Origin of the sequence: Bizionia saleffrena (assembly GCF_008086175.1) — a bacterium.
Lineage (GTDB): Bacteria > Bacteroidota > Bacteroidia > Flavobacteriales > Flavobacteriaceae > Bizionia > Bizionia saleffrena.
On the sequence record NZ_VSKM01000008.1, the window covers coordinates 121,300 to 145,273 of the forward strand.

Annotated in this window: 22 protein-coding genes; 15 read left to right on the forward strand and 7 right to left on the reverse strand. The window is 36.0% G+C overall.

The window, feature by feature from the left end; all coding sequences use genetic code 11:
* Nucleotides 1–125: 125 nt before the first annotated feature.
* The 3 genes from lipA to ES676_RS09275 all read left to right on the forward strand — a co-directional run bounded on the left by lipA (nt 126) and on the right by ES676_RS09275 (nt 4,271).
* A complete protein-coding gene (lipA, locus tag ES676_RS09265; RefSeq protein ID WP_148370042.1) occupies nt 126–1,004 on the forward strand; it encodes a lipoyl synthase in 879 nt (292 codons plus the stop codon).
* A gap of 1 nt (nt 1,005) precedes the next feature.
* A complete protein-coding gene (gene gap / locus ES676_RS09270; RefSeq protein ID WP_148370043.1) occupies nt 1,006–2,001 on the forward strand; it encodes a type I glyceraldehyde-3-phosphate dehydrogenase in 996 nt (331 codons plus the stop codon).
* Nucleotides 2,002–2,153: 152 nt separating this feature from the next.
* Nucleotides 2,154–4,271: an ATP-binding protein gene (locus tag ES676_RS09275; RefSeq protein ID WP_246130340.1), complete on the forward strand. Its 2,118-nt coding sequence runs from the start codon at nt 2,154–2,156 to the stop codon at nt 4,269–4,271.
* Here the strand turns inward: ES676_RS09275 and lpxK are convergent.
* Nucleotides 4,268–5,275 carry a tetraacyldisaccharide 4'-kinase gene (gene lpxK / locus ES676_RS09280; protein WP_148370045.1) on the reverse strand — a complete coding sequence of 336 codons (1,008 nt, stop codon included), beginning with the start codon at nt 5,273–5,275 and terminating at the stop codon, nt 4,268–4,270. The two genes, ES676_RS09275 and lpxK, sit on opposite strands and share 4 nt — an antisense overlap.
* Before the next feature lie 87 nt (nt 5,276–5,362).
* On the opposite strand from lpxK, the gene ES676_RS09285 reads away from it, so the two are divergent.
* From ES676_RS09285 to msrA, 3 genes are all read left to right on the forward strand, one after another.
* On the forward strand, nt 5,363–6,457 hold the full coding sequence (locus ES676_RS09285) for a Nif3-like dinuclear metal center hexameric protein (RefSeq protein ID WP_148370046.1): 1,095 nt from the start codon (nt 5,363–5,365) through the stop codon (nt 6,455–6,457).
* Between the two features lie 3 nt (nt 6,458–6,460).
* The gene (locus tag ES676_RS09290) at nt 6,461–7,240 is read left to right on the forward strand and encodes a zinc ribbon domain-containing protein (RefSeq protein WP_148370047.1); all 780 of its coding nucleotides are present in this window, start codon (nt 6,461–6,463) and stop codon (nt 7,238–7,240) included.
* A 127-nt stretch (nt 7,241–7,367) separates the two neighbouring features.
* Nucleotides 7,368–8,033 carry a peptide-methionine (S)-S-oxide reductase MsrA gene (msrA, locus tag ES676_RS09295; RefSeq protein WP_148370048.1) on the forward strand — a complete coding sequence of 222 codons (666 nt, stop codon included), beginning with the start codon at nt 7,368–7,370 and terminating at the stop codon, nt 8,031–8,033.
* Here msrA and ES676_RS09300 read toward each other — a convergent pair.
* On the reverse strand, nt 8,030–8,830 hold the full coding sequence (locus tag ES676_RS09300; protein ID WP_148370049.1) for a class I SAM-dependent methyltransferase: 801 nt from the start codon (nt 8,828–8,830) through the stop codon (nt 8,030–8,032). The two genes, msrA and ES676_RS09300, sit on opposite strands and share 4 nt — an antisense overlap.
* Nucleotides 8,831–9,023: 193 nt before the next feature.
* Here ES676_RS09300 and ES676_RS09305 point away from each other — a divergent pair, with 193 nt between their 5' ends.
* From ES676_RS09305 to ES676_RS09320, 4 genes are all read left to right on the forward strand, one after another.
* Entirely contained in the window at nt 9,024–9,716 is a 693-nt protein-coding gene (locus ES676_RS09305; RefSeq protein ID WP_148370050.1) for a hypothetical protein, read from the forward strand.
* 69 nt (nt 9,717–9,785) lie between these two features.
* Nucleotides 9,786–11,057, forward strand: a complete 1,272-nt coding sequence (kynU, locus tag ES676_RS09310) for a kynureninase (RefSeq protein ID WP_148370051.1) — start codon at nt 9,786–9,788, stop codon at nt 11,055–11,057.
* On the forward strand, nt 11,050–12,462 hold the full coding sequence (locus tag ES676_RS09315; protein WP_148370052.1) for an FAD-dependent oxidoreductase: 1,413 nt from the start codon (nt 11,050–11,052) through the stop codon (nt 12,460–12,462). Before kynU ends, ES676_RS09315 begins: the two co-directional genes overlap by 8 nt.
* 6 nt (nt 12,463–12,468) lie before the next feature.
* Nucleotides 12,469–12,912: a RidA family protein gene (locus tag ES676_RS09320; RefSeq protein WP_148370053.1), complete on the forward strand. Its 444-nt coding sequence runs from the start codon at nt 12,469–12,471 to the stop codon at nt 12,910–12,912.
* Here ES676_RS09320 and ES676_RS09325 read toward each other — a convergent pair.
* Entirely contained in the window at nt 12,909–13,124 is a 216-nt protein-coding gene (locus ES676_RS09325) for an SdpI family protein (protein WP_148370054.1), read from the reverse strand. The two genes, ES676_RS09320 and ES676_RS09325, sit on opposite strands and share 4 nt — an antisense overlap.
* Before the next feature lie 211 nt (nt 13,125–13,335).
* On the opposite strand from ES676_RS09325, the gene ES676_RS09330 reads away from it, so the two are divergent.
* The 5 genes from ES676_RS09330 (at nt 13,336) to ES676_RS09350 (ending at nt 18,230) form a co-directional block, all read left to right on the forward strand.
* The gene (locus tag ES676_RS09330) at nt 13,336–14,775 is read left to right on the forward strand and encodes an aldehyde dehydrogenase (protein WP_148370055.1); all 1,440 of its coding nucleotides are present in this window, start codon (nt 13,336–13,338) and stop codon (nt 14,773–14,775) included.
* A 133-nt stretch (nt 14,776–14,908) separates the two neighbouring features.
* Nucleotides 14,909–15,691 (forward strand): SDR family oxidoreductase, encoded by a 783-nt coding sequence (locus ES676_RS09335; protein ID WP_148370056.1) that lies wholly within the window; start codon nt 14,909–14,911, stop codon nt 15,689–15,691.
* Between the two features lie 174 nt (nt 15,692–15,865).
* Nucleotides 15,866–16,399: a 3-hydroxyanthranilate 3,4-dioxygenase gene (locus tag ES676_RS09340; protein WP_148370057.1), complete on the forward strand. Its 534-nt coding sequence runs from the start codon at nt 15,866–15,868 to the stop codon at nt 16,397–16,399.
* Nucleotides 16,400–16,503: 104 nt separating this feature from the next.
* The gene (locus tag ES676_RS09345) at nt 16,504–17,589 is read left to right on the forward strand and encodes an amidohydrolase family protein (RefSeq protein ID WP_148370058.1); all 1,086 of its coding nucleotides are present in this window, start codon (nt 16,504–16,506) and stop codon (nt 17,587–17,589) included.
* The gene (locus tag ES676_RS09350; RefSeq protein ID WP_148370059.1) at nt 17,589–18,230 is read left to right on the forward strand and encodes an O-methyltransferase; all 642 of its coding nucleotides are present in this window, start codon (nt 17,589–17,591) and stop codon (nt 18,228–18,230) included. Before ES676_RS09345 ends, ES676_RS09350 begins: the two co-directional genes overlap by 1 nt.
* A 303-nt stretch (nt 18,231–18,533) precedes the next feature.
* Here ES676_RS09350 and ES676_RS09355 read toward each other — a convergent pair whose 3' ends face one another.
* The 4 genes from ES676_RS09355 to ES676_RS09370 all read right to left on the reverse strand — a co-directional run bounded on the left by ES676_RS09355 (nt 18,534) and on the right by ES676_RS09370 (nt 23,938).
* A complete protein-coding gene (locus tag ES676_RS09355) occupies nt 18,534–20,045 on the reverse strand; it encodes a S8 family peptidase (protein ID WP_148370060.1) in 1,512 nt (503 codons plus the stop codon).
* A gap of 102 nt (nt 20,046–20,147) precedes the next feature.
* Entirely contained in the window at nt 20,148–20,435 is a 288-nt protein-coding gene (gene tatA, locus ES676_RS09360) for a twin-arginine translocase TatA/TatE family subunit (protein ID WP_148370061.1), read from the reverse strand.
* A 122-nt stretch (nt 20,436–20,557) separates the two neighbouring features.
* Nucleotides 20,558–21,085 carry an inorganic diphosphatase gene (locus tag ES676_RS09365; RefSeq protein WP_148370062.1) on the reverse strand — a complete coding sequence of 176 codons (528 nt, stop codon included), beginning with the start codon at nt 21,083–21,085 and terminating at the stop codon, nt 20,558–20,560.
* 351 nt (nt 21,086–21,436) lie between these two features.
* Nucleotides 21,437–23,938 (reverse strand): DUF5686 and carboxypeptidase-like regulatory domain-containing protein, encoded by a 2,502-nt coding sequence (locus ES676_RS09370; RefSeq protein WP_148370063.1) that lies wholly within the window; start codon nt 23,936–23,938, stop codon nt 21,437–21,439.
* Nucleotides 23,939–23,974 lie beyond the last annotated feature (36 nt).

Here is a 23,974-nt window from a genome sequence, read left to right on the forward strand (position 1 = left end):
TAATTCTTTAGAGAATTTAAGCGTAGTACACCAAAAAAACGCACACCAATTCTAGCCAGTTTTAGAGATTCTTTATAACTAGTTTATAGAATACTTTGTATCTTTGTCGACAGAAAATTTTATATATGAAAAGCGAAACAGTTTCCAATATATTACCAGAACAAAAAAGAAAACCAAAATGGTTACGTGTAAAATTACCAACAGGTAAAAAATACAAGGAATTACGTGGTTTAGTAGATAAGTATGGCTTAAATACGATTTGCGCTTCTGGAAGTTGCCCAAATATGGGCGAATGCTGGGGTGAAGGTACCGCAACATTTATGATTCTTGGTAATGTTTGTACGCGTTCGTGTGGTTTTTGTGGTGTAAAAACCGGAAGACCAGAAACTGTAGATTGGGACGAACCTGAAAAAGTAGCGCGCTCTATTAAAATTATGGGCATTAAACACGCTGTTTTAACCAGTGTGGATAGAGATGACCTAAAAGACATGGGAAGCATAATGTGGGCCGAAACGGTAAAATCTGTGCGCCGTATGAATCCTGAAACTACTATGGAAACTTTAATTCCGGATTTTCAAGGTGTAGAAAAACACATCGATCGTATTATTAATGTCGCACCAGAAGTGGTTTCTCATAACATTGAAACCGTAAAACGTTTAACTCGTGAGGTCCGAATACAAGCAAAATACGAAAGAAGTCTAGGGGTTTTAAAATACTTAAAACAACAAGGTCAACGTCGTACCAAATCTGGAATTATGTTAGGTTTAGGTGAAACGCGTGAAGAAGTTATTGAAACGCTTTATGATTTAAGAGCTAACGATGTAGACGTTGTAACAATTGGTCAATATTTACAGCCTAGTAAAAAACACTTACCTGTTAAGCAATTTATAATGCCTGATCAATTTGAGGAATATAAAACAATAGGCCTTGAACTTGGCTTTAGACATGTAGAAAGTAGTGCTTTAGTCCGTTCGTCTTACAAAGCTCAAAAACATATTAATTAATATGATTACTGTTGCCATTAATGGTTTTGGTAGAATTGGACGTCGCGTTTTTAGATTGCTGCAGGAATACCCGAATGTAAATATAGTAGCTATTAACGACCTTTCGGATGTTAAAACACTCAGTCATTTACTAAAATACGATAGTATACACGGTATTTTTAAAGGCGAAGTATCGCACGACGATTCGCATATTATTGCTAATGGCAGAAAGACAGTACTACTTAACCATAATCACCCAAAAGATATAAACTGGAATCCGTATAACGTCGATTTTGTTATTGAAGCGTCAGGAAAGTTTAAAACTAAAGCGGTATTAGAACACCATATTAAAAACGGAGCACGACGTGTTATTTTAACCGTTCCGCCAGAAACTGACGACATTAAAACGATTGTTTTAGGCGTTAACGAATCTATCCTTGACGGTTCTGAAAAAATAATCTCTAACGCGTCGTGTACCACCAATAATGCAGCACCAATGATTGCTGTAATAAAAGAACTTTGCGGTATTAATGAAGCTTACATTACTACGATTCATTCTTATACAACGGATCAAAGTTTACACGACCAACCCCATAAAGATTTACGTCGTGCGCGTGCCGCAGGCCAGTCGATAGTACCAACAACTACTGGTGCCGCAAAAGCGTTAACCAAAATTTTTCCTGATCTTCCCAATGCTATTGGTGGCTGCGGTATTCGTGTTCCTGTAGCAAACGGCTCGTTAACAGATATTACCTTTAACGTGCAGAAAACAGTTACTATTGAAGACGTAAATGAGGCTTTTAAAACCGCGTCACAAAATCAGTATAAAGGGATTTTAGAATATACCGAAGACCCTATTGTTTCCATAGATATTGTAGGCAATACACATTCTTGCATTTTCGACGCCCAAATGACATCGGTTATAGGAAATATGGTAAAAATAATTGGTTGGTACGATAACGAGACAGGGTACTCAAGTCGTGTAATTGACTTGATTATCAATTTATCGAGAAAATAAATACTTTTATAGTATAAATAATTATATTTGTGTACTAATCCTACATACTACCTATGTATATTTCCAATAAGTTATCAGTATTCATAATTCTTTTTTTTTGCCTCATTTCTAGTGTTTCCAATGGGCAAGAAAGAATTGCTGAAACTATTATTGTGAAGACCGATCAACTTATTTTAAGAGCACAAAATGATATAGACACCTATCATTTTTTTGATGCACAACAAAACTTAGATTCTGCTTTAATTCTCGCTAAAAAAAGCAATAACAGTCAGAGTCTAGGAATTATTTACTCTAAATTAGGTAAATTACAATTCATTTTTGAAGAGAACGATGAAGCGATTAAAACGCTTATTAAAGCCATCGAAATTCAAAGGGACATTAATGACTACGCCAATTTAGCAACCACCTACAACACTATAGGCAGGGTTTATTTATCGATAAAAGATTACAATAATGCTTTAGATTACTTTATATCGGCAGCTACTTTCTACGAACAAGAGAATCTATTAAAATTAGAAACTCAAGCTCAATTAAACACAGGAAAAGCATATTTAGCTCTCGAAAATTACGAGAAAGCCACGAATCGGTTTCAAAATGTTATTCTTGTTTCAAAACAATTTCAATATAATAAATTATTGTGTAGCGCTACTTTGCACATGGCACAAGTTCTCACCCATACCAACCAATTGGATGCGGCTTTAGAAAAGGCACAAATCGCCTACGACATTGCCAATAACAATAACTATAAATCACTTTTAGACCGCAGTTATTTTGTATTAAGCCAAGTCTACGAGAAAAGAGGAGATTTACAAAAGAGTAACGACAATTTAAAAAAGTATATCCATTTATCAGATTCTTTATTATCTGTAAAGCGCGGTTATTTTTACCCACAGAACAGGCGTACTTCGTTAAAAAACAACTTTACAGATTACATCAGTGAGACCGAAGCTGAAATTCAAAAACGATCTAATAAAAATACATTCGACCAGCTTACCACTATCTTAAGTATTGCACTTATTACCATTTTATCGCTGCTAACCTTGTCACTTTATAAAAACAATAACATCAGGCTTAAGTCTAATAATGTGTTACATAAAAAAAATGCAGAGTTAATTATTGCCAAAGAAAATGCAGAGTTAGCCTCTAAAACAAAAGCCAACTTTCTCTCGACAGTAACGCACGAATTAAGAACACCACTGTATGCCGTAACAGGCTTAACAAATATGCTGCTAGATGAATCGCCAAAACCAGAGCAGATTCCGCATTTAAAATCCTTGAAATTTTCAGGTGAGTACCTATTAACGTTTATTAATGATATCCTTCAGATTAACAAAATTGAAGCGAATAAAGTCGATGTCGATCCAGAGATTTTCAATTTAAAAAAGAAGATGTCCAACGTTATTTCAGCCTTAAACAATTCGGCATTAGATAATAATATCATACTTCATTTAGACTACGACAAAGAACTGCCTTTAAACTATAATGCCGACCAGTTAAAGATTTCTCAGATATTAATTAATCTTATTGGTAACGCCATAAAATTTACTAAAGATGGAGATATACGGGTACGCGCAAAGAAAGTAAATGAAGAAAATGGCACCTATAACATTCGTTTTGAGGTGGAAGACAACGGTATAGGTATTAGTAAAGAGAAACAAGACCATATGTTCGAAAGCTTTTCTCAAGGCTCAATACAAATTAATCGGAAATATGGAGGTACTGGTTTAGGTTTATCTATTGTGAAAGGATTAATCGATATTTTAAAAGGTAATATTTACTTAAAAAGTGCCTTAGGAAAAGGAACTACTTTCTATTTCGATATTCCGATGGAGCACACCGACGAAATTATCAAAGAAAAGAAAACAAATTACTTTAAAGATATTAGCGAAATTGATCTTACAAAAATTAAAATCTTAGTGGTTGAAGACAATAAAATTAACCAAATGATTACCAAAAAGATTTTGAATAAAATGAAGCTTAATTGCGACGTGGTCGATAATGGTGAAGAAGCTGTAGACATAGTAAAAACAACAAAATATGATGTTGTTTTAATGGATATTCATATGCCAGGAATTAGTGGTATTGAAGCCACTAAAATTATACGCACATTCGATAAAGAACTTACTATTTTCGCATTAACGGCCGTTACTATAGAAGATAAAATGCAAGAGTTTGATGACGCTGGTTTTACCGATATTATTTCTAAACCCTTTAAGCAAGAAGATTTCGAAAAGAAATTATACAATGCTTTAATTACACCTGAAGCTTAATATTTGGCTACGAAAGCTGTAATTAAATTATTAAAATTTTCAGAATTATCAATTTGCGCTTCAATGGGTAAGTAAAACAATTTATGCTTTAAGCGCTCATTATTTTTTAAACGCATAAAATCTTTTTCTGTAGTAAGTAATAACTCTTCAGCTTCAAAGCTTTTTATATCGGTTGCTGTAAAGCTATAATGATCTTTAAATTCTAAATGTTTAAAAGCTAATCCTTCAGCATTTAAAAAAGCGACTAAAGGCGATGCATTGGCAATACCAGTGACCAAAGTAAATTTTGGAAGCTGTTTTAAACCTCTTGATTCCGCATCCGAAAACACCATTTCACTATAAACAATGGTACTAAAAAACACAGTTTGGTGCACTTCTGGGCTAATCTCCTTTACAATTTTAGCTTTCTCGCCATCTGTAATATCTTTAGGGCATTTGGTAACCACAATAATATTTGCGCGCTTTGCGCCTACTCTAGGTTCTCTCAAATTGCCCGTTGGCAATACGCAGTCCTTATAATACAAATTAGAATACGTGGTGAGTAAAATATTTAATCCTGCTGTTACTTTTCTATGTTGAAAAGCGTCGTCTAAAATAATAACTTCAGGTTTCGATAGCACACCTCTTAGTTCGGCAATTCCATTTTGTCGGTTAGCGTCTACCGCTACTTGAATGTCCTTAGAGAATTTACTATAAAACTGAAACGGCTCGTCTCCTAACGTTTTGGCAGTATCTTTTGGTGTCCCTAGAACAAAGACTTCCGTTTCCCGCCCGTATCCACGACTTAAAGTCGCGATTTTGAAATCGTCTTTTAATACACGTATCAGGTATTCTACCATTGGCGTTTTTCCAGTCCCACCGGCACTTAAATTACCAACACAAAGCAAAGGGAAATCGTAACTTTTAGATTTTTTAAAACCATAATCGTACAATACATTTCGTAGCCAAGTGACAACGAAATAAAAGGGCATTACAGGGAAGAGAAGAAAGCGAAGTAATTTCATAAACAAGAAACCAATTTAAATAGTATTGCTTGGTAACAACGAAAGTAAATATTTTATATTTGTTACTAAATCAATTCACTAATAAATATGATTATTCAAGACGTTGTAAACCTTTTAGAAAACTATGCGCCTTTGGCCTATGCCGAAGATTTCGATAATGTAGGTTTGCTTGTGGGTGATAAAAACGAAAAGTTAACAGGCGTTTTGGTTACTTTAGACACGTTAGAAAGTATTGTTGATGAAGCTATTGATAACAACTGCAATCTTATTGTAAGCTTTCATCCTATTATTTTTAAAGGACTAAAAAGCCTTACCGGAAAATCGTATGTAGAGCGAACGGTATTGAAAGCCATAAAAAACAACATTGCAATTTATGCTATTCACACCGCATTAGACAATCATATAAACGGTGTCAATGACATAATAAGCGATACATTAGAATTAAAAAATAAACAGATTTTAATTCCCCAAAGGCACACTATAAAAAAATTAATTGCATTTGTGCCCCATAAAAACGCGGCCACTTTGCGAACGGCACTTTTTGCTGTTGGCGCAGGAAACATAGGCAATTATAATGAGTGCAGCTTTAATATTGAGGGTGTTGGCACCTTTAATGGGAACGAGAATTCCTACCCCGTTATTGGAGAGCGAGGCATCACTCAGTTTGAAAATGAAACCCAAATTTCGGTAACATTCGCTAAGCATTTAGAATCGAAAATACTATCGTCGTTATTTAAAAACCATCCGTATGAAGAAGTTGCTTACGAAATAACCACCATAGAAAACACGAACCAGCATATTGGTATTGGAATGATTGGCGACTTAGAAGAAGAGTTTTCTGAATTAGACTTCCTAGACTACCTTAAGACTAAAATGAAGACAAATACCATTCGCCACTCCTCTTTATTAGGGAAACCAATTAAAAAAGTGGCGGTTCTTGGAGGTTCGGGAGCCTTTGCTATTTCGGCTGCAAAAGCTCAGGGTGCCGATATTTATGTGACGGCCGATTTAAAGTATCACGATTTCTTTAGTGCCGAAAACAAGCTCGTTTTAGCCGATATTGGTCATTATGAAAGCGAACAGTTCACAAAAAACGGTTTAGTTGCGCATCTTACAAAAAAAATCAGTAATTTTGCAATCGTTTTATCGAACAAAAATACCAATCCTGTTAAGTACTTTTAAAATATGGCAAAGAGTAAAGAAGTAACTGTAGAAGAGCGTTTAAGATCTCTATACGATTTACAATTAATCGATTCTAGAATCGACGAGATAAGAAATGTTCGAGGAGAACTACCTTTAGAAGTTAGCGATTTAGAAGATGAAGTAGCTGGATTAAAAACCAGATTAGAAAAACTTCAATCAAGCCTAGATACTGTAGATTCTGATATTACAGGTAAGAAAAACCTTATTGAAGAAGCTAAAACATTAATAAAAAAGTATAGTGAACAACAAAAAAATGTTAGAAATAACAGAGAATTTGATTCATTAACTAAAGAAGTAGAATTCCAAGAACTTGAAATAGAATTAGCTGAAAAGCACATCAGAGAATTTAGAGCTCAAATAGAACAGAAAAAAGAAGTTCTGGCTAAAACTAAGGGGCATGTTGACCAACGTGCAGACCATTTAAAGCATAAAAAAAGTGAATTAGACGCTATTTTATCTGAAACTGAAAAGGAAGAAGAGGCACTAATAAAAAAATCTGAGGAATACAAAAAGAAAATTGAGGAGCGTTTAGTAGCTGCTTACACACGTATTCGTAAAAACGTGAAAAACGGTTTAGCTGTAGTACCTATTGAAAGAGGTGCTTCTGGAGGATCTTACTTTACTATTCCACCACAAGTGCAGATGGAAATAGGATCGCGTAAAAAAATTATTACCGATGAGCATTCTGGACGTATTTTAGTCGATGAAATTTTAGCTCAAGAAGAAAAAGAAAAAATGGAGAAAATGTTTAAAAAACTATAATTCATTACAATACAACGCTTAAAGCCTCTATTTTTATAGAGGCTTTTTTTATTTAACAAACTTTTATAGTTTATATTTTAAGGGTTAGCCATTTACAGCGACTAAAAAGCTAAATCCATTACCAACTATGAAAAAAATACTGCCCCTATTATTTATTACATTCTTATTAAGCTGCCAAAATAAAGCACAAAACAAGACACTAACAGATAAGCAGAATAAACTAAAAATGGCCACCCCCGTTACTGTGCCCTCAGACAATGGTATGGAACGCGCCTATTTTGCTAGCGGATGTTTTTGGTGTGTAGAAGCTATTTACGAAAGCGTAACTGGTGTTAGCGAAGTAATAAGCGGTTACGCTGGCGGTCACACAGCAAACCCAACCTACGAATCCAGCAACACCGGCAGAACGGGCCACGCGGAAGCGGTAGAAGTTATTTACAATCCTACAATCGTTAGTTTTGAAACGCTGCTAGAGGTTTATTTTGCCTCTCAAAACCCGACACAAGTTAACGGGCAAGGGCCCGATAACGGATCGCAATACCGTTCAATTATTTTTTATCAGAATAGTATTCAGAAAGAACTCATACAACGTAAAAAAGAAGCCTTATCTAAACAATTAGGAAAATCTGTAGCTGCGGAAGTCTACCCGTTTCAAAAATTTTGGAAAGCTGAAGCCTATCACCAAAACTACGAAAAACTAAACCCTAATAACGGTTACATTAAAAATGTTTCGGTACCACGGTTAAAGAAATTTCAAGCAAAAATGACCGCTATTTTAAAGAAAAATCATTAAGGTTTTGTTGCTTTAATTTCGAAAGTTAACGGATACAGTTTGTCTTTAGTACTATAATTACCCGATTTTGTTTTCAGCAAATCGGGTAAAACGTTATATGGCGTTTCATTGTATTCATTTAAATATTCTATATGTAAACCTGCATCAGATAAAGCGTTTACAACCGCACTTAAACCGTGGTTCCAGCAATATTCTTTACTAACCATTTTATGATCGGGTTCGGCGTAAGTCCCTTCATATTCTTCGTAAATAACCTCAACTTGCCTATAGCCGTATTTCAGTACTGGTTGTCCTTTTAAATAATCGAACATCCACGCTATAGGATGAAATTCTACCATATAAAATGTACCTCCCGTATTTAGGCGTTCCGCTATCATTTGTCCCCACGGTTTTAAATCTGGCAACCAGCCAATAACACCATAACTTGTAAATACAATATCAAATGTTTCCCTTACATATTGAGAGGTTTCTAAGACATTACAACAAACAAATTGCGCATCAAGTTTAAGCGCTTCATTTAATTGTTGTGCTAATTTTACGCCTTCATCGCTTAAATCAACGCCAACACACTTTGCCCCTAAGCGACTCCAACTTAATGTATCTTGACCAAAATGACATTGTAAATGCAATAAACTCTTATTAGACACATCTCCCAAAGCATTTAACTCGTAAGACTTCAACGACGATTTCCCTTTTTTAAAAGCGCCTAAATTATACATCTTAGAGGTAGCGTGGGCCTTAACTTTTGCATTCCAAGTGGCCTTATTGGTTTCAAAATATTTTGTTAAATCATCCATTATTATCGCTTTGAAACATCCAAGTTACCTCTTTTACTCGTATATCTATTAAACAACTATTCCGCTTCGTGCGCCTATATATATTTGAAGTGCTTTTACCACTGGTAAGAGCACTTTCTGTTTTACACAAAATCGTAACAATATGTTTATAACTTAGCAATATTTATTAATTTTACAAAAAACACTTCACATTATGTCTAAATATATTTTTATCTTCTGCCTCGCTCTTATCATTTCATCTTGCAAAAACGAAAAACAAAGTGACGTTACAACAGAAACAACTGTTGTAAAAGAAGTATCTATTGCAGAAAAAATCGCGAATGCACACGGCTATGACCATTGGGATGTTGTTACCGAAATTCAATTTACATTTAATGTGGATAAAGATTCTACGCATTTTGAACGCCAATGGAAATGGTTCCCAAAAGAAAATAAAGTAGAACTTATAAAAAACACTGAAAACACTATAAGTTATAACCGAAATGCTGTAGACAGTTTAGCGATGACAATAGACAAGGGTTTTATAAACGATAAATATTGGTTGCTAGCGCCTTTTAATTTAGTTTGGGACGAAGGCACGTCGGTCTCTGAGCCTACAAAAGAAGTCGCTCCAATTAGTAATAACACTTTAAATAAAATCACTTTAACCTATTCTAATAATGGTGGTTACACCCCTGGCGATGCCTACGATATTTTCTACGGTGACGACTACCTAATTAAAGAATGGATCTATAGAAGAGGCAATAGTGCAGAACCAACAATGGCGACGACTTGGGAAGATTACGAGACTTTTGGCGGCTTAAAAATCGCGAAATCTCATAAGAAATCGGGTGAGAACTGGAACCTAAACTTCACCAATATTAAGGTGATTTCTAAATCGCTTTAGAAATTTAAAATTGCTTCTCTACTAAATTATTAATCCTTATTTTTGTTGGAAACCAAAAAATAACACATTTTGTCCAACTACAAATTAGGTCTTGATTACGCTAAGCAATTAGATAAAGAAGACGAACTAGCCCACTATAGAAACCAATTCCATATACCAAAAGATAAAACTGGAAACGAACTTATTTATCTCTGCGGAAATTCTCTAGGTTTACAACCAAAAGCAACCAAAGACTACATTCATCAGGAGCTCGAAGATTGGGCAAATCTTGGTGTTGAAGGGCATACCGATGCTAAAAACCCTTGGCTTGCCTACCACGAATTTTTAACCGAAAGTATGGCAAAAGTGGTTGGCGCTAAACCTATAGAGGTGGTAATTATGAACACCCTTACGGCAAATCTTCATTTTATGATGGTTAGCTTTTATAAACCTACCCCAAAACGTTCCAAAATTTTAATCGAGTCGGATGCGTTTCCTAGCGATAAATATGCCGTAGAATCTCAATTACGCCATCACGGTTACGACGATAAAGAAGATTTAGTCCTTTGGGCGCCTCGTAAAGGGGAAGAATTAGCACGTTACGAAGATTTAGAAGCTATTTTAGAAGCGCAAGGTGACGCTATTGCTTTAGTAATGATTGGTGGTGTAAATTATTACACGGGGCAATACTTCGATTTAAAACGCATCGCGGCTTTAGCACACAAACACGGCTGTAAGGTTGGTTTTGATTGTGCACACGGCGCCGGAAACGTCGCCCTTAATCTTCATGATTCGGGAGCTGATTTTGCTGTGTGGTGTACCTATAAATATATGAATTCTGGCCCAGGAAGTCTAGGCGGATGCTTCGTACATGAAAGACATGCCCACAACAAAGACTTAAACCGTTTTACAGGGTGGTGGAGCCACAACAAAGAAACACGTTTTAATATGCGTGGCGAATTTGAGGCACTTGCTGGTGCCGAAGGTTGGCAGTTAAGCAACCCTCCTATTCTATCAATGGCCGCTATAAAAGCTTCTGCCGATATGTTTAACGGGGTAGGAATGGAAAAACTAATTAAGAAATCGAAACTTATTACAGGTTATTTCGAGTTTTTAATTCAGCAATTAAACAATTCAGATATTAAAATAATAACACCAAGTAATCCAGACGCGCGTGGCTGCCAATTATCTATTCAGGTAAAAAATGCAGACCGTTCACTACACGATAAATTAACGGCTGCGGGAGTGATTAGCGATTGGAGAGAACCAGACGTTATTCGTTGTGCTCCAATACCGTTTTACAACACGTATCAAGATGTGTATTTAATGGTTGAAAAACTGAAAACTATTTTAAATGATTAAGGAAAAAAACATACAGATAATAGGCGCAGGACTTTGTGGTTCTTTATTAGCTTTACGATTAGGTCAACGTGGTTACAACGTTACCGTTTTCGAAAAACGCCCCGACTTACGAAAAGTAGATATTTCTGCTGGACGTTCTATAAACCTAGCGCTTTCAGATCGCGGTTTTGCAGCAATAGATTTGGTAGGCATTCAAGATAAAGTACAACCATTTTGTATTCCTATGAATGGACGTATGCTTCATGATACAGAAGGTAACACCGTTTTGGCACCATACAGTGGACGCGAACACGAGTACATTAACTCTATTTCTCGTGGTGATTTAAATAGTTTATTATTGGATGAAGCGGAAGCGTTACCGAACGTTACCTTACATTTTAATTACGACTGTCGTTCTGTGGATTTCGAAAATGCAACGTCACATTTTTATAATTACGAAACTAAAAAAGAATCGTCCCAATCCGCAGATGTTATTTTTGGTACCGATGGCGCAGGATCTGCCCTTAGAAAAAATTACTATCTAGAAAATAAGTTTTTATTTAGTTTTTCGCAAGATTATTTAACGCACGGTTATAAAGAATTAAGCATTTTACCAGCCGAAAATAACGGCTATAAAGCCTATAAAAATGCATTGCATATTTGGGGGCGTGGCGATTTTATGCTTATCGCATTACCAAATTTAGATGGTAGTTTTACTGTTACTCTATTTTTAAGCTACGCGGAAGGGGACTACAACTTTAATAACTTAACCACTAAAGAGCGTGTTTTAGAATTCTTTGAAAAATATTTTAAAGATGCTCTAGAATTAATGCCGAACCTCATCGATGACTTTTTCGAAAACCCGACAGCTCCACTAGGCACTGTTAAATGTTCACCTTGGCATTATAAAGGAAAAACAATTTTATTAGGCGATGCCGCGCATGCTATTGTTCCGTTTTACGGACAAGGTATGAACGCGTCTTTTGAAGATGTTGTAGAATTTGATAAATTTTTAGATCTAGATTTCACCACTTGGGAACGTGTTTTTGAAGCTTTCGAGAAATCGAGAAAACAAGATACCGATGCTATTGCCGATTTAGCTATAGACAACTTTCACGAAATGAAAGGTCACGTCAATCACACAGATTTTAGAGAAAAAAGAAGTTTGGAAATGGCTTTCGAAAAACAATTCCCTAACGACTATTCTTCAAAATATTCTTTAGTGACTTTCAATGAAAAAATAGGATATCGTGAAGCGATGTTAAGAGGTCGCGCACAAGACAAAGCAATTTTAAATATGCTTGCGGATAAGGTCATAAAAACACCCTTAGATTTATCGCCTGATACTCTTAAACAAACTTTACAAAACGTACAAAAAGAAACCAATAACATTCTAGAAGACGATAGAGTTGCTGGTTTAAAATAATATATAATGAAAGATCAACACACAGAAGCTTCAGCTTCAAACGAGACAAAAATAGTAACACCAAGAGGTGCTTATCCGCACACAAAACGCGTAGGCGATTTCATATTTGTTTCTGGTACCAGTTCTCGCCGAGCAGATAATACAATCGCTGGTGTAGATATTATTGACGAAATGGGCACTAAACACTTAAATGCCGAAGTACAAACGCGTGAGGTTATAAAAAACATAGAGAAGAACTTAGCGAAAGAAGGAGCAACATTAAAAGATGTTGTCGATGTCACCTCCTTTCTTGTTAATATGAATGACTTTGCAGGTTATAATAAAGCGTACGGAGCGTTTTTTAACAAAGAAGACGGCCCAACAAGAACCACAGTTGCTGTACATCAATTACCACATCCAGATTTGGTGGTAGAAATTAAAGTGATGGCTTATAAGAAAAAAGAATCTTAAGAATTAAATTTTTTAATGAGGGCTTTTTCGGTTCTATAAATAACATAAAAGGATCCCATTATAAAAAATGGAATAGCTAAGGACGGCCCTGTTACTTCACCGAGGTTTATAAACAAACCTATACACCCTAAAATAAATAGTAATAGGTCATATTTAATAAATAATTTTCCAGAATACAAATGAGCAAAGTCCCAATGCAGTTGACTTTTCATTGGGTTCTATGTGATAAAGCCGTAAAACCAATTCACTGATTGTGGTGTGTATTTTTTAAACCAATATCCGGTAAGAAACGTGAAAAATGAAAAACCAAATAGGATTATAGAAAAAAGATTTTCTGGTGTAATCATAAAGGCTGTTTAAAAGAAAGCTAAAGGATTAAAATAATATATTTCAATAAATATTTAGATATAAATCATAATTTTAATGACTATACAAAACTACATCAACGGGCAATTTCAAGATCCTTTAGAAAATAATTGGATCGATAACTATTCTCCTGCAAATGGTGAAATATACGGTAAAATACCGAGTTCCACAACAACCGATGTTGACGCAGCTTATACGGCCGCAAAACAAGCATTCCCTAGTTGGTCTAAAACCACTTTAGAAACCCGCAGTCGTATTCTTATTAAAATTTCAGAATTATTAGAAGCCCATATTCAACGGTTCGCAGCAGCCGAAAGCAAAGACAATGGCAAACCCATTAGTCTTGCTAAGGCTGTAGATATTCCTAGAGCAGCGAGCAATTTTCGTTTCTTCGGAAACGCTATCACCCAGTTCGCTAGCGAAAGTCACGAAAGTGTTGGCCAAGGCGCCGTAAACTATACGCTACGCCAACCTATTGGAGTTGTGGGCTGTATTTCACCATGGAATTTACCCTTGTATTTATTTACGTGGAAGATCGCTCCAGCCATTGCTGCAGGAAATTGTGTTGTAGCCAAACCTAGTGAGGTTACACCAATGACCGCTTATTTACTGGGAGAGATCTGTAACGAAGCTGGGCTACCAAAAGGTGTTTTAAATATTGTGCATGGCTTAGGTACTTCCACAGGTCAAGCTATTGTAGAACATAAAGATATTAAAGCGATCTCATTTACAGGCGGCACAGAAACTGGTGCTCACATTGCGAGAGTAGCTGCCCCGATGTTTAAAAAACTATCTTTAGAATTAGGCGGGAAAAACCCAAATATCATTTTTGCAGATTGCGATTATAACGATATGCTGAATACAACAGTACGCTCTTCCTTTGCCAATCAAGGACAAATTTGCCTGTGTGGAAGCCGCATCTTTGTGGAAGCTTCTATTTATGAACAATTTAAAAAAGATTTTGTAGCAAAAGTATCCGCTTTAAAAGTAGGTCACCCGTCTGAGGAGTCAACAAATATCGGTGCTTTAGTCTCTAAATCGCATTTGGAGAAAGTAATGGGTTATATTGCTATCGCTAAAGAAGAAAATGGTACAATACTTTGTGGTGGTAATAAAGTCACGGTAAAAGGCTACGAAAACGGCTATTATTTAGAACCTACTGTTATCGAGGTTACTACGGACGACTGCCGTGTCAATCAAGAAGAGATTTTCGGGCCTGTAGTTACCATTATGCCTTTTACTACTGAAGAGGAGGTTCTTGAAATGGCCAATAAAGTAAAATACGGTTTATCGGCAACACTATGGACCAACAATTTGAAACGCACAATGCAATTAAGTAACCAATTACAAGCCGGTATTGTTTGGGTAAACACGTGGATGATGCGCGATTTACGCACGCCTTTTGGTGGTGTAAAAGCAAGTGGTGTTGGCCGCGAAGGTGGTTTTGAAGCCCTGCGGTTTTTCACCGAAGCGAAGAATGTGTGTATTAAATATTAGAAAAATAAATATAAGAAATCAACCCGGTCTCGACTGCGTTGGAACGGTCAACGAAACGAAATTATAATGCATTCAAATTTCACCCTCGAATGCAGTCGAGAGGCTACTTTTGAAAAAATAAATTACAAAAAAAATGAACTTAAACTTAAATAATAAAAACGCATTGGTTTGCGGAAGCACAGCAGGAATAGGAAAAGCAACGGCTATGGCTTTAGCTGAAGAAGGTGTAAACGTGACTTTAATTGCGAGAAATGAAGACAAATTGAAAGCTGTTTTAGCCGAATTACCTCAGCATAGAAACCATAGTTATATTGTTGCCGACTTTTCTAATCCTGAGACCTTAAAAACAAAGGTTTCTGAGTATGTTAAAGCGAATCACGGATTTCATATTTTAGTAAATAATACTGGAGGCCCAAAAGGAGGTCCCGTATTTTCGGCGGAGTTAGCTGAGTTTGAAAGTGCCTTTACGCAACATTTAAAATGTAACCACGTTTTAGCGCAAGCAGTAGTACCGTTTATGAAAAAAGAAAGTTACGGTCGTATCGTAAATATTATTTCCACGTCGGTAAAACAACCTTTAGACGGTTTAGGCGTTAGTAACACCATTCGTGGTGCAGTTGCTAGTTGGAGTAAAACGTTAGCCAATGAGCTTGGTGGTTTTGGCATCACGGTGAATAATGTATTACCGGGCGCTACAGGAACGGAGCGTTTAGAAGAAATTATAAAAAATAAAGCAGCCAAAACAGGTGTTAGTATTGACGCTGCAAGCAATGCGATGAAAAGTGCTGTGCCTGCAAAACGTTTTGCTAAACCTGAAGAAATTGCCAATGCGGTTACGTTTTTAACTAGTGAAGCCGCAAGTTATATAAACGGTATTAATCTTCCTGTTGACGGTGGAAGAACAAAATCGTTATAAAAGCAACGACATTCTTTTTTTGATGTGTAGAATAATGCTTAATTTTAATATCGAAATCTGCGTTAAGGATTGATGCGGCATCCTTTTTATAGACCTTATGCAACTGCAGAATGTCTATAAAAAGATATAGCGGAAAGCCTGCCCCGATAGGGAAACGCCCAAAAATATAAAACCATGAGTAATTTAGTATCGCCTTTAAATTTTAAGGCTTGGATTGAAGAAAACAGACACCTTTTAAAACCGCCAGTAGGTAATAAAGTAGTGTGGAAGGATGGTGATTTTATTGTAATGGTTGTTGGCGGACCAAACAGTAGAAAGGATTACCATTATAACGAAACACCCGAGTTTTTCTATCAAGTTGAGGGTGATATGGTGCTTAAAATTATTGATAATGGTACACCAAAAGATGTGCATATTAAAGAAGGTGATATTTATTTGTTACCTCCAAAAGTACCGCATTCCCCGCAACGAGAAGCCAATACAGTAGGACTCGTTATAGAATACAAGCGCCCAGAAGGTATGCGCGATGCCTTACTTTGGTTTTGCGAAAATTGTACTACAAAATTATATGAAGAAGATTTTACGGTAGAAAATATTGAAACGGATATGCCTAAAATTTTCGATAAATATTATAGTGATAAAGACAAGCGTTTGTGTCCAAATTGTGGCGAAACGATGCAACCACCAAAACAAGTAAAAATAGAATAAATACGGTGTTACTTTTTTAAAAACACTACGAAACCAAATACAAATTTACTTTCTGTTTTACAGAAAAAACCATTAAAGATTCCTGACCTCTCAGGACCAGAACTATGAAACGTAAACTTAGAATCAACGGCCACTCTCACCTCCTACCTTATCCGGAAGAGATTCCTCAATTTATGAAGGATAAAGAGATTTTTTGGGTAGATAATGATCGGAAATTTATGCTTCAAAAAGACTGGAGCCGACCGGTAACAGATTCTAGTTTTTTCTTGGATGAAAAGTTAGCATGGATGGAGCGTTTTAAAATTGACCATGCGGTTATTTTAAACTTATCACAATTGTATGGTAATGGTTTGCGTGTTGAAGAAATGAAGCAAGCCTTGCGTTTTCAGAACGATTTTAATGCTAAAGTACAACGCGAAAACCCGAGTAAATTTACTTGCGGTTTTGTAGTACATCCTGGTTTTGTTCGCGGTGCATGTTGGGAAATTGAGCGTTGTGTGGAAGAATTAGATATGCGTTTACTATGTTTACCAACCCACTATATGGATACGATTGGAACATGGCGTTGTATTTTTGACGAGGAAAATGAGCCTATTTTTGAACTGGCTAACAAGTATAATTTGGCAGTTGAGATCCACCCGTACGATGGTGAGAAATTTATAAAATTAGAAAACACCTCTTGGCGTTTTCACTTGATATGGATGTTGGCACAATGTGCTGATGCCTATCACTTTTTAACCTTAAATGGTTATCAGGATAAATTTCCAAATATGAGAACGTGTTTCGCTCACGGTGGACAGTTGGCACAAATTAATTTAGGCCGCCGTATTCAAGGTTTTGATGGGAGACCCGATTTATTTGAAGGGAAACACCACCCGCGTAAAGCTGTTGGCCATAGAAACATATTCTTCGACACTTTAGTCCACGATACGGGTTCTTTAGAGCTGCTATTAGGTAATCAAGGATCGAAACAAGTTATTATGGGGTTAGACGATCCGTATCCTTTAGGGGAAATGGAAAGTGCTCAGCAATCGTCTTACCCAGGGAAAATATTAGATTTAGCGATAGAACGCGATATTATTGACCAAACGGATTATGATGCGATTTGGGAAGACAATGTGGTACGCTGGCTATGCGGTGATGACGAGGCTGAAAAGAAAAAATTAATGGACAGAATTTTAGGTAATTAATGCATTTTATACCCGAAAGACTAGATGATTATGTCGTAGCACATTCTGAAAATGAGCCCCTATTATTACAACAATTAACACGGGAAACTTTTCAAAAAATATTACAGCCCCGAATGTCTAGCGGACCGTATCAAGGGCGTGTGCTCAGTATGATTTCGAAATTAATTAAGCCGAAACACATTCTTGAAATAGGAACGTTTACGGGGTATTCGACATTATGTTTAGCCGAAGGACTACACGGTGACGGCACGTTAGACACTATTGATATTAACGAAGAGCTTTTAGATTTTCAAAAAAAGTATTTTGAGGCGTCTGATTTTGGTTCTCAAATTTTTCAGCATCTAGGCAATGCATTAGATATTATACCCACTTTAGAGAAGACTTTTGATTTGGTTTTTATAGATGCTGATAAGGACAATTATAGTAACTACTTTCATTTAATCGTTGATAAGTTAAACCCTGGAGGTATTATTTTATCGGATAACGTGTTATGGAGCGGTAAAGTGATTGAACCTTTGGATCCTAAAGACAATATGACGAAAGCCGTTTTAGAGTATAATACTTTACTTAAAGAAGACGATCGCGTGGAAACGGTACTGCTACCTATTCGCGACGGATTAACGATTAGTAGAAGAAGGTAGCCATTATTCGCCGTTAAATAACGCAAGGCCGCTACACTTTTAGAATCAAGAATCCTAACGTGATATGAATTATCTAGAAAACAGATTGATTTTAAAAGGAAAGATAACGCGCTAGCTTCTTAAGATAAGAACTTGAAAGCAAAGCGCCTTTAAAAATTAAGTGGCGTCAATTCTTTTGGAAGGCGTGTTGAGATTGTATTCTTTTTAATCGCACACTTCTAATTATACACTATAAAAAAAACCTCTTCATTACGGAAGAGGTTTTTTTTTATGATTGATTCATTTTTTTTTAAATAGTGTCTCTCACTGAACAGCCTGTAGTGCATCGATATTACCATAACCAAAATTTGAATTTCGATTTGGATAAAATTCTGACGCTTGTTTTAACTTATTTAAAACCTGTGTACGTGTCCAATTAGGGTGTTTAGACCACACTAAAGCAGCTATTCCCGCAGTTGTTGCGGTGGCTACAGACGAACCGCCTGTATAACGACGTTCGTTGTTATAAAACCCTAAAACTGGAGGTGCTTTACTGGTGTTATTTTGTCCTTCCATAACAATCGTAAAATCGATTTTAGCGCCACTATGGCAAACATCGCATCGTTGGTAGCTAGTTCCATCTGTTACTCCAGTTACAGCCACAGTTTCACTCATAGTCGCCGGAAAAATAACTCCATAACCATTTGTAAAACTTGTCGATGTGCCTCCTGCAGCAAAAATTAGTTTACCTTTACTATGTGCATATTTTACAGCGTCTTTAATATTACCAATAGACCACACATAACCAATAGACATAGATATGATTTTTACGTCACTCCTATTTCCCAATTCTGTTAAAGCAGCACTTACACCTTTACGCTCGTGATAATCGTTTAAAAGCACGTCCTCTGTCGCTCTATACGCTACTAAATTTGAATTATAAGCAACACCAACCGGCAAACCGTTGTCATTTCTTGGTGCCGCAAGAGCAGATGCCATAGCTGTACCATGACCACATTTGTCGTGCGGTCCATCGTAGTTATTTGACCACCACCAATTAGAATCGATGAAGGTGCCATATTTTTGAACGGAACGCCCGTTAGAATATCCGTCGTTAAAACCAGCCGTATTTAATAAAGATTGTGACTGAGACACTCCGGTATCGATTAAACCAACCGTTATACCCGCTCCCGTACTATAGTTCCAGGCTTGAGGAATATTATGTTTGTAAAAATGCCAAGACACCTGTGCATTATTAGGAGCAATTGTAGTGTAATGTGCAGTATTTATAGATTCTCCATTTTTACTACATCCTGAGCTAGACTTATACGCTGTGTGCATCGCGTACTGGTTATAACCATTAGGCTCTAGATAGCGAATACCTTTTGTTTTACGTAACTCTTTAATGGTTGCGAAGCTTTCCACTTTCACATCCATAACATTTATAATCTCGTGTTCGACGACGGTTTCTTTTCCGCGTTTGTACGACTCCGAAGCTTCAACACGTTTTAAAATTTTGTCTTTTATGGTTTCTAAGGCCGATGAACGCTGTTCGCTAAAACTTTGTCCCTCGTTACCATAACCCACAGTTAAAATATTATTACCGTGGTATACAGCACTCCAAAGCAGATGATCGCTTGTAGATTCCCAATCGAAGGTTTGTTTACGGCTCAATTGGTCTTCAATGTATGCATTAATTTCGTCCACCGATAAAGGTTTGGATTGCGCATTGACTTGTTGTCGTTCTTCTTCTTGAAGGGTTATTACTTCATCTTTAGAACAGGATAAAATAATTACTAACAGTAGCATTAGTAATTTAAAATGTTTTCTTCTCATTTTATATCTCTTTGATAAATTGATTATCAAGATATTAAATAATTAACATTTTTTTAATAAATTTTATAAAAAATAGATAAAACACCCTTTTAGACATAGAAATTACATTTTTCGTCTTACCGATCCTGTAAATTCTTCCAATTCGTCCTTCACTTTTGTAATTTCAGAATTAATGTCTTTGGTAATACTTGTATCGATACCATGGTTCTCTGCACTCTTAGAGATTTCACTTTTAATACCATTCGTTGCGTCTTTTAGAGTACGCATAGTTTTGCCAAGACCACGGGCTATTTCGGGTATTTTATCGGCACCAAAAACCATAACGATTATTAAAGCAATAATCGCAATCTCTGCCCCGCTAATAAATAAAAAAGTTCCTAGTTGTATCACAGCACAAATATAGTAAAGTTGTAATGGCAAAATTAAATTATTAAGTTAATTTTAGAGGCTTACTTAATAATTATTTAAAAGAAAAAACCCTTCAATTTTAATGTTGAAGGGTTTTTATGTCTTTATATTTTAAAGTCTCCGTTCGTTTTGTGTTCACTGTTTTCGTAACGATCTACACATTTGTCAAGGATAGCGTAAGCTTCTTTTGCGTCTCCCCATCCACCAACGTCTACTATTTTCTTTTCTAAATCTTTATATACTTGAAAAAAGTGAGTGATTTCTTTTATTCTATGCGGGTTTAAATCTTCTAAATCGTTGTAGCTATTCCAGATTGGGTCACTTACTGGTACACACACTATTTTTTCGTCTGGTCCTTTTTCGTCTGCCATATGGAATACTCCTATTGGCTTTACCTCCATTACACACATTGGAAATGTTGGCTCAGCACCCATTACTAAAACATCTAAAGGATCTCCATCTAAGGCTAAAGTTTCTGGAATAAACCCATAATCTCCAGGATACATCATTGAAGAGTACAACATACGGTCGAAACGAATTTTTCCTAATTCGAAATCGTATTCGTATTTATTTCTACTTCCTTTTGGTATTTCTATTAAAACGTCGAACGTTAATTTTCCTTTTGGGCTCATATTTTATTGTTTATTACTTTTAATTTTTTCTACCCCACTTTTAAGCTAAAGTGGCGTTTTCAGCCTGCAAAAATACTCAAACATTTAAGTTTTAACAAGAAATAGTTACTTTGTTTACGCTATGAGCTCTTGATTTTTAAAAATTTATAGACTTATTTCTACATTTTCACTGCAAAACAAGAAAACCGCTTACAAAACCAATTTGAGAGCCGCTTATAGATTAATCAACGATTTATTATTCGTTATTATATGCTCCTAAAACAGGGTAATCATTTCTTTTTGACAATGACAACTGTTAGTTTCTAAAATTTGAATTTTCTGATTTAAGCTGACCCCCTTAGCGACTTCCACTTAGAAATAAAAGCCAAAACTTCCGGTAACACCAAACGGTCTCGCCTCTGGATTTAGATCTTCGTTTAAATAATTACCTCTAAAATTAAAATCTAACCTAAAGATTTTAAAAATATTTCCAATACCAACGCTATATTCATAATACGCCTCCTTATTTGGTGCTACATACGTTAATCCTGACGCATTAAGCGCTCTATTGCCCTCTGAAATATCACCAATAACACCTCTAAAGCCAACAATAGCTCTTAAATTATATTTTTTTAGCAACGGTATTCTCGAAAATAGGCGTCCGTTAAAGTTATGCTCAACGTGAAGCGTCGCATATTCATCGGTAACAAACTCGTAATAATCAAGCTGTGAAAATGAATTGTAAATGGAGAAATACGTCTGGTTACCCGGCACAACACTCATTAAACCTAAAGGAACATCGCCATAAGTTTTACCCACTTCTATAGTGGTCGTTAAGCGGCCAAAAGCACCAAGCGCCCATGGTTGTAAATAGGAGAATTGTAATTTTGTATAATCGAAATCACTATTGATAACGCCTTTATCGCCACGAGTTACCTGCGCAAATAATCGTGGAAAATCTGAATTTTTAACACGACGTTCTACGCCAAAACCCGTCATTTCCCGTTTTGGAAAATACGATACCGAGAATGCCGTTTCGTATTGTTTAATTTCCGATTTCGTCATTGTTTGTGCCGTATCAGTATAATAATCTAAACTAAAGGTAGGCGATGCCGACTCTAAAGTTCTATATGTACCGCTTACGCGCATAACGAGATTTCTTAACGGTTCTGCTTCAAAAGCCATAGTGGTTAAGTTTACGTTTGTTAGTTTATCATTGGCTCCTGTTCCTATTACAGATGATGAGGCCAAACTGCGACCCAGCACATCGGTAGACGTGGTAAGGCTGGCTCCTATTTGCTCGACATCACGTCGATTACCTCCAGATATTATAAACCTGTTCTTTTTATCGATAAGCCATTTTCCAGAAATACCGTACTTAAACTTATTATCTTTAAAGCCATACGCGGTAAACCCCTCGACACGCCATAAATCGTTTTGTCCGAAATACGTGCGTCCGCCAGCTCGTAATCTTACACCTTCAACCTCATTATAACCAAAAGTTGAAAACACCGAACCGTAATCCAAATTTAATTCATCGAACTCAATATAACCGGACGCCAAAATGCTTCCGATATTGTATAAACGCTTAAATTTTTTGGTTTTCTTTAAAGAATCCAGCATCGTGTACACGCCTTTTTCATCTTTACTTAGCGATTCCATTCGGTTTTCGTCCCAAAAGGCTTCATCTTGATTGTATAAATCTTCATTAAAGCTATACACTTTCTCTTTATAAAACTTTGGATCTTTTTTCTTATCGAACTCGTAATTATTATAAAGCGTTGTTCGCTTACCGTAGATGCCTTGCGATTTCTCCTTTTTATTAAAGGCAAAATCCGACATAAAGTAATCGCGTTTTATAAGAAACACAGAGTCGTTTAAAACCTCATACTCTTGTTCAATGTAAATCTCTTTTACCCAGTTTATATTGGCACTCTTTGAGGCTTGTAAGTTAATATCTTTTATAGCAAATGTGGTATCTGCTACCCAGAAATCCCCTTTAAAAGTCAGTTCGTTCTTACGCCTTGGGTAATAAATAATGTTATAACACCATTTATTGTCTATGTAAGCACTATCGGCCAACGCATAGTTATACGTATTAATTCCTGTTCGCGATAACGGACTTGTAAAACTCTTATCGAAAAATTTTAGATAGTTATCGTAGATATCAAATTCGGAGTACAAATCGTCTATAAAATCGATAATGATTTGATTATTACTAAACCCTGAATTCTTGTTTCCTTTTAAAACATTTCGTTTCTCATTACTAACATTATCACCATACACCTCGCTATACGACTCGTTAATGAACATTGGCAAATACGTTTTACCCGTTACTTTGGAAGTGTCCACTTGATCGAAAACAAACTCCATACCTTTAAATAGTTTACTATTAATAGTGGCACTATCGATTGTATTTAAGTCGAATTCTACTTTTTCGTATTTATCGTATTTATACTGCTTGTATTGCTTAAGGCCGTTTTGCCGTTTGTTAGCCCATATTTTTCTTAAAATATCAATAGCTGGATTATTTTTTTTGGGTTGCTTACCAGAAATGATAACCACTTCTTGCAGCGCTGCTACATCTTCTTTTAAAACAATATCGAAATTATAGTTTACCTTTTGGGTTAAAGGAATAGTCTGCGTTTCGTAACTCACAAAAGATATGATTACGGTATCGTGGTCATTGTAATCTTCTAAATAAAAGGTACCGTTTTCATCGGAAATGGTTCCAATACTTGTGCCTTGAAAAAAGACATTGGCATAAGCAATGGGCTCATTGGCTTCGTCATAAATGTGACCACTAATTTTTATTTGCGAATAAACAGAAAGACTGCTTAAAAGAAAAAAAAAGACTATTAATTTATAATTCATATAGAGGTTTTAACACAAAAACTTCATCAACGAAAG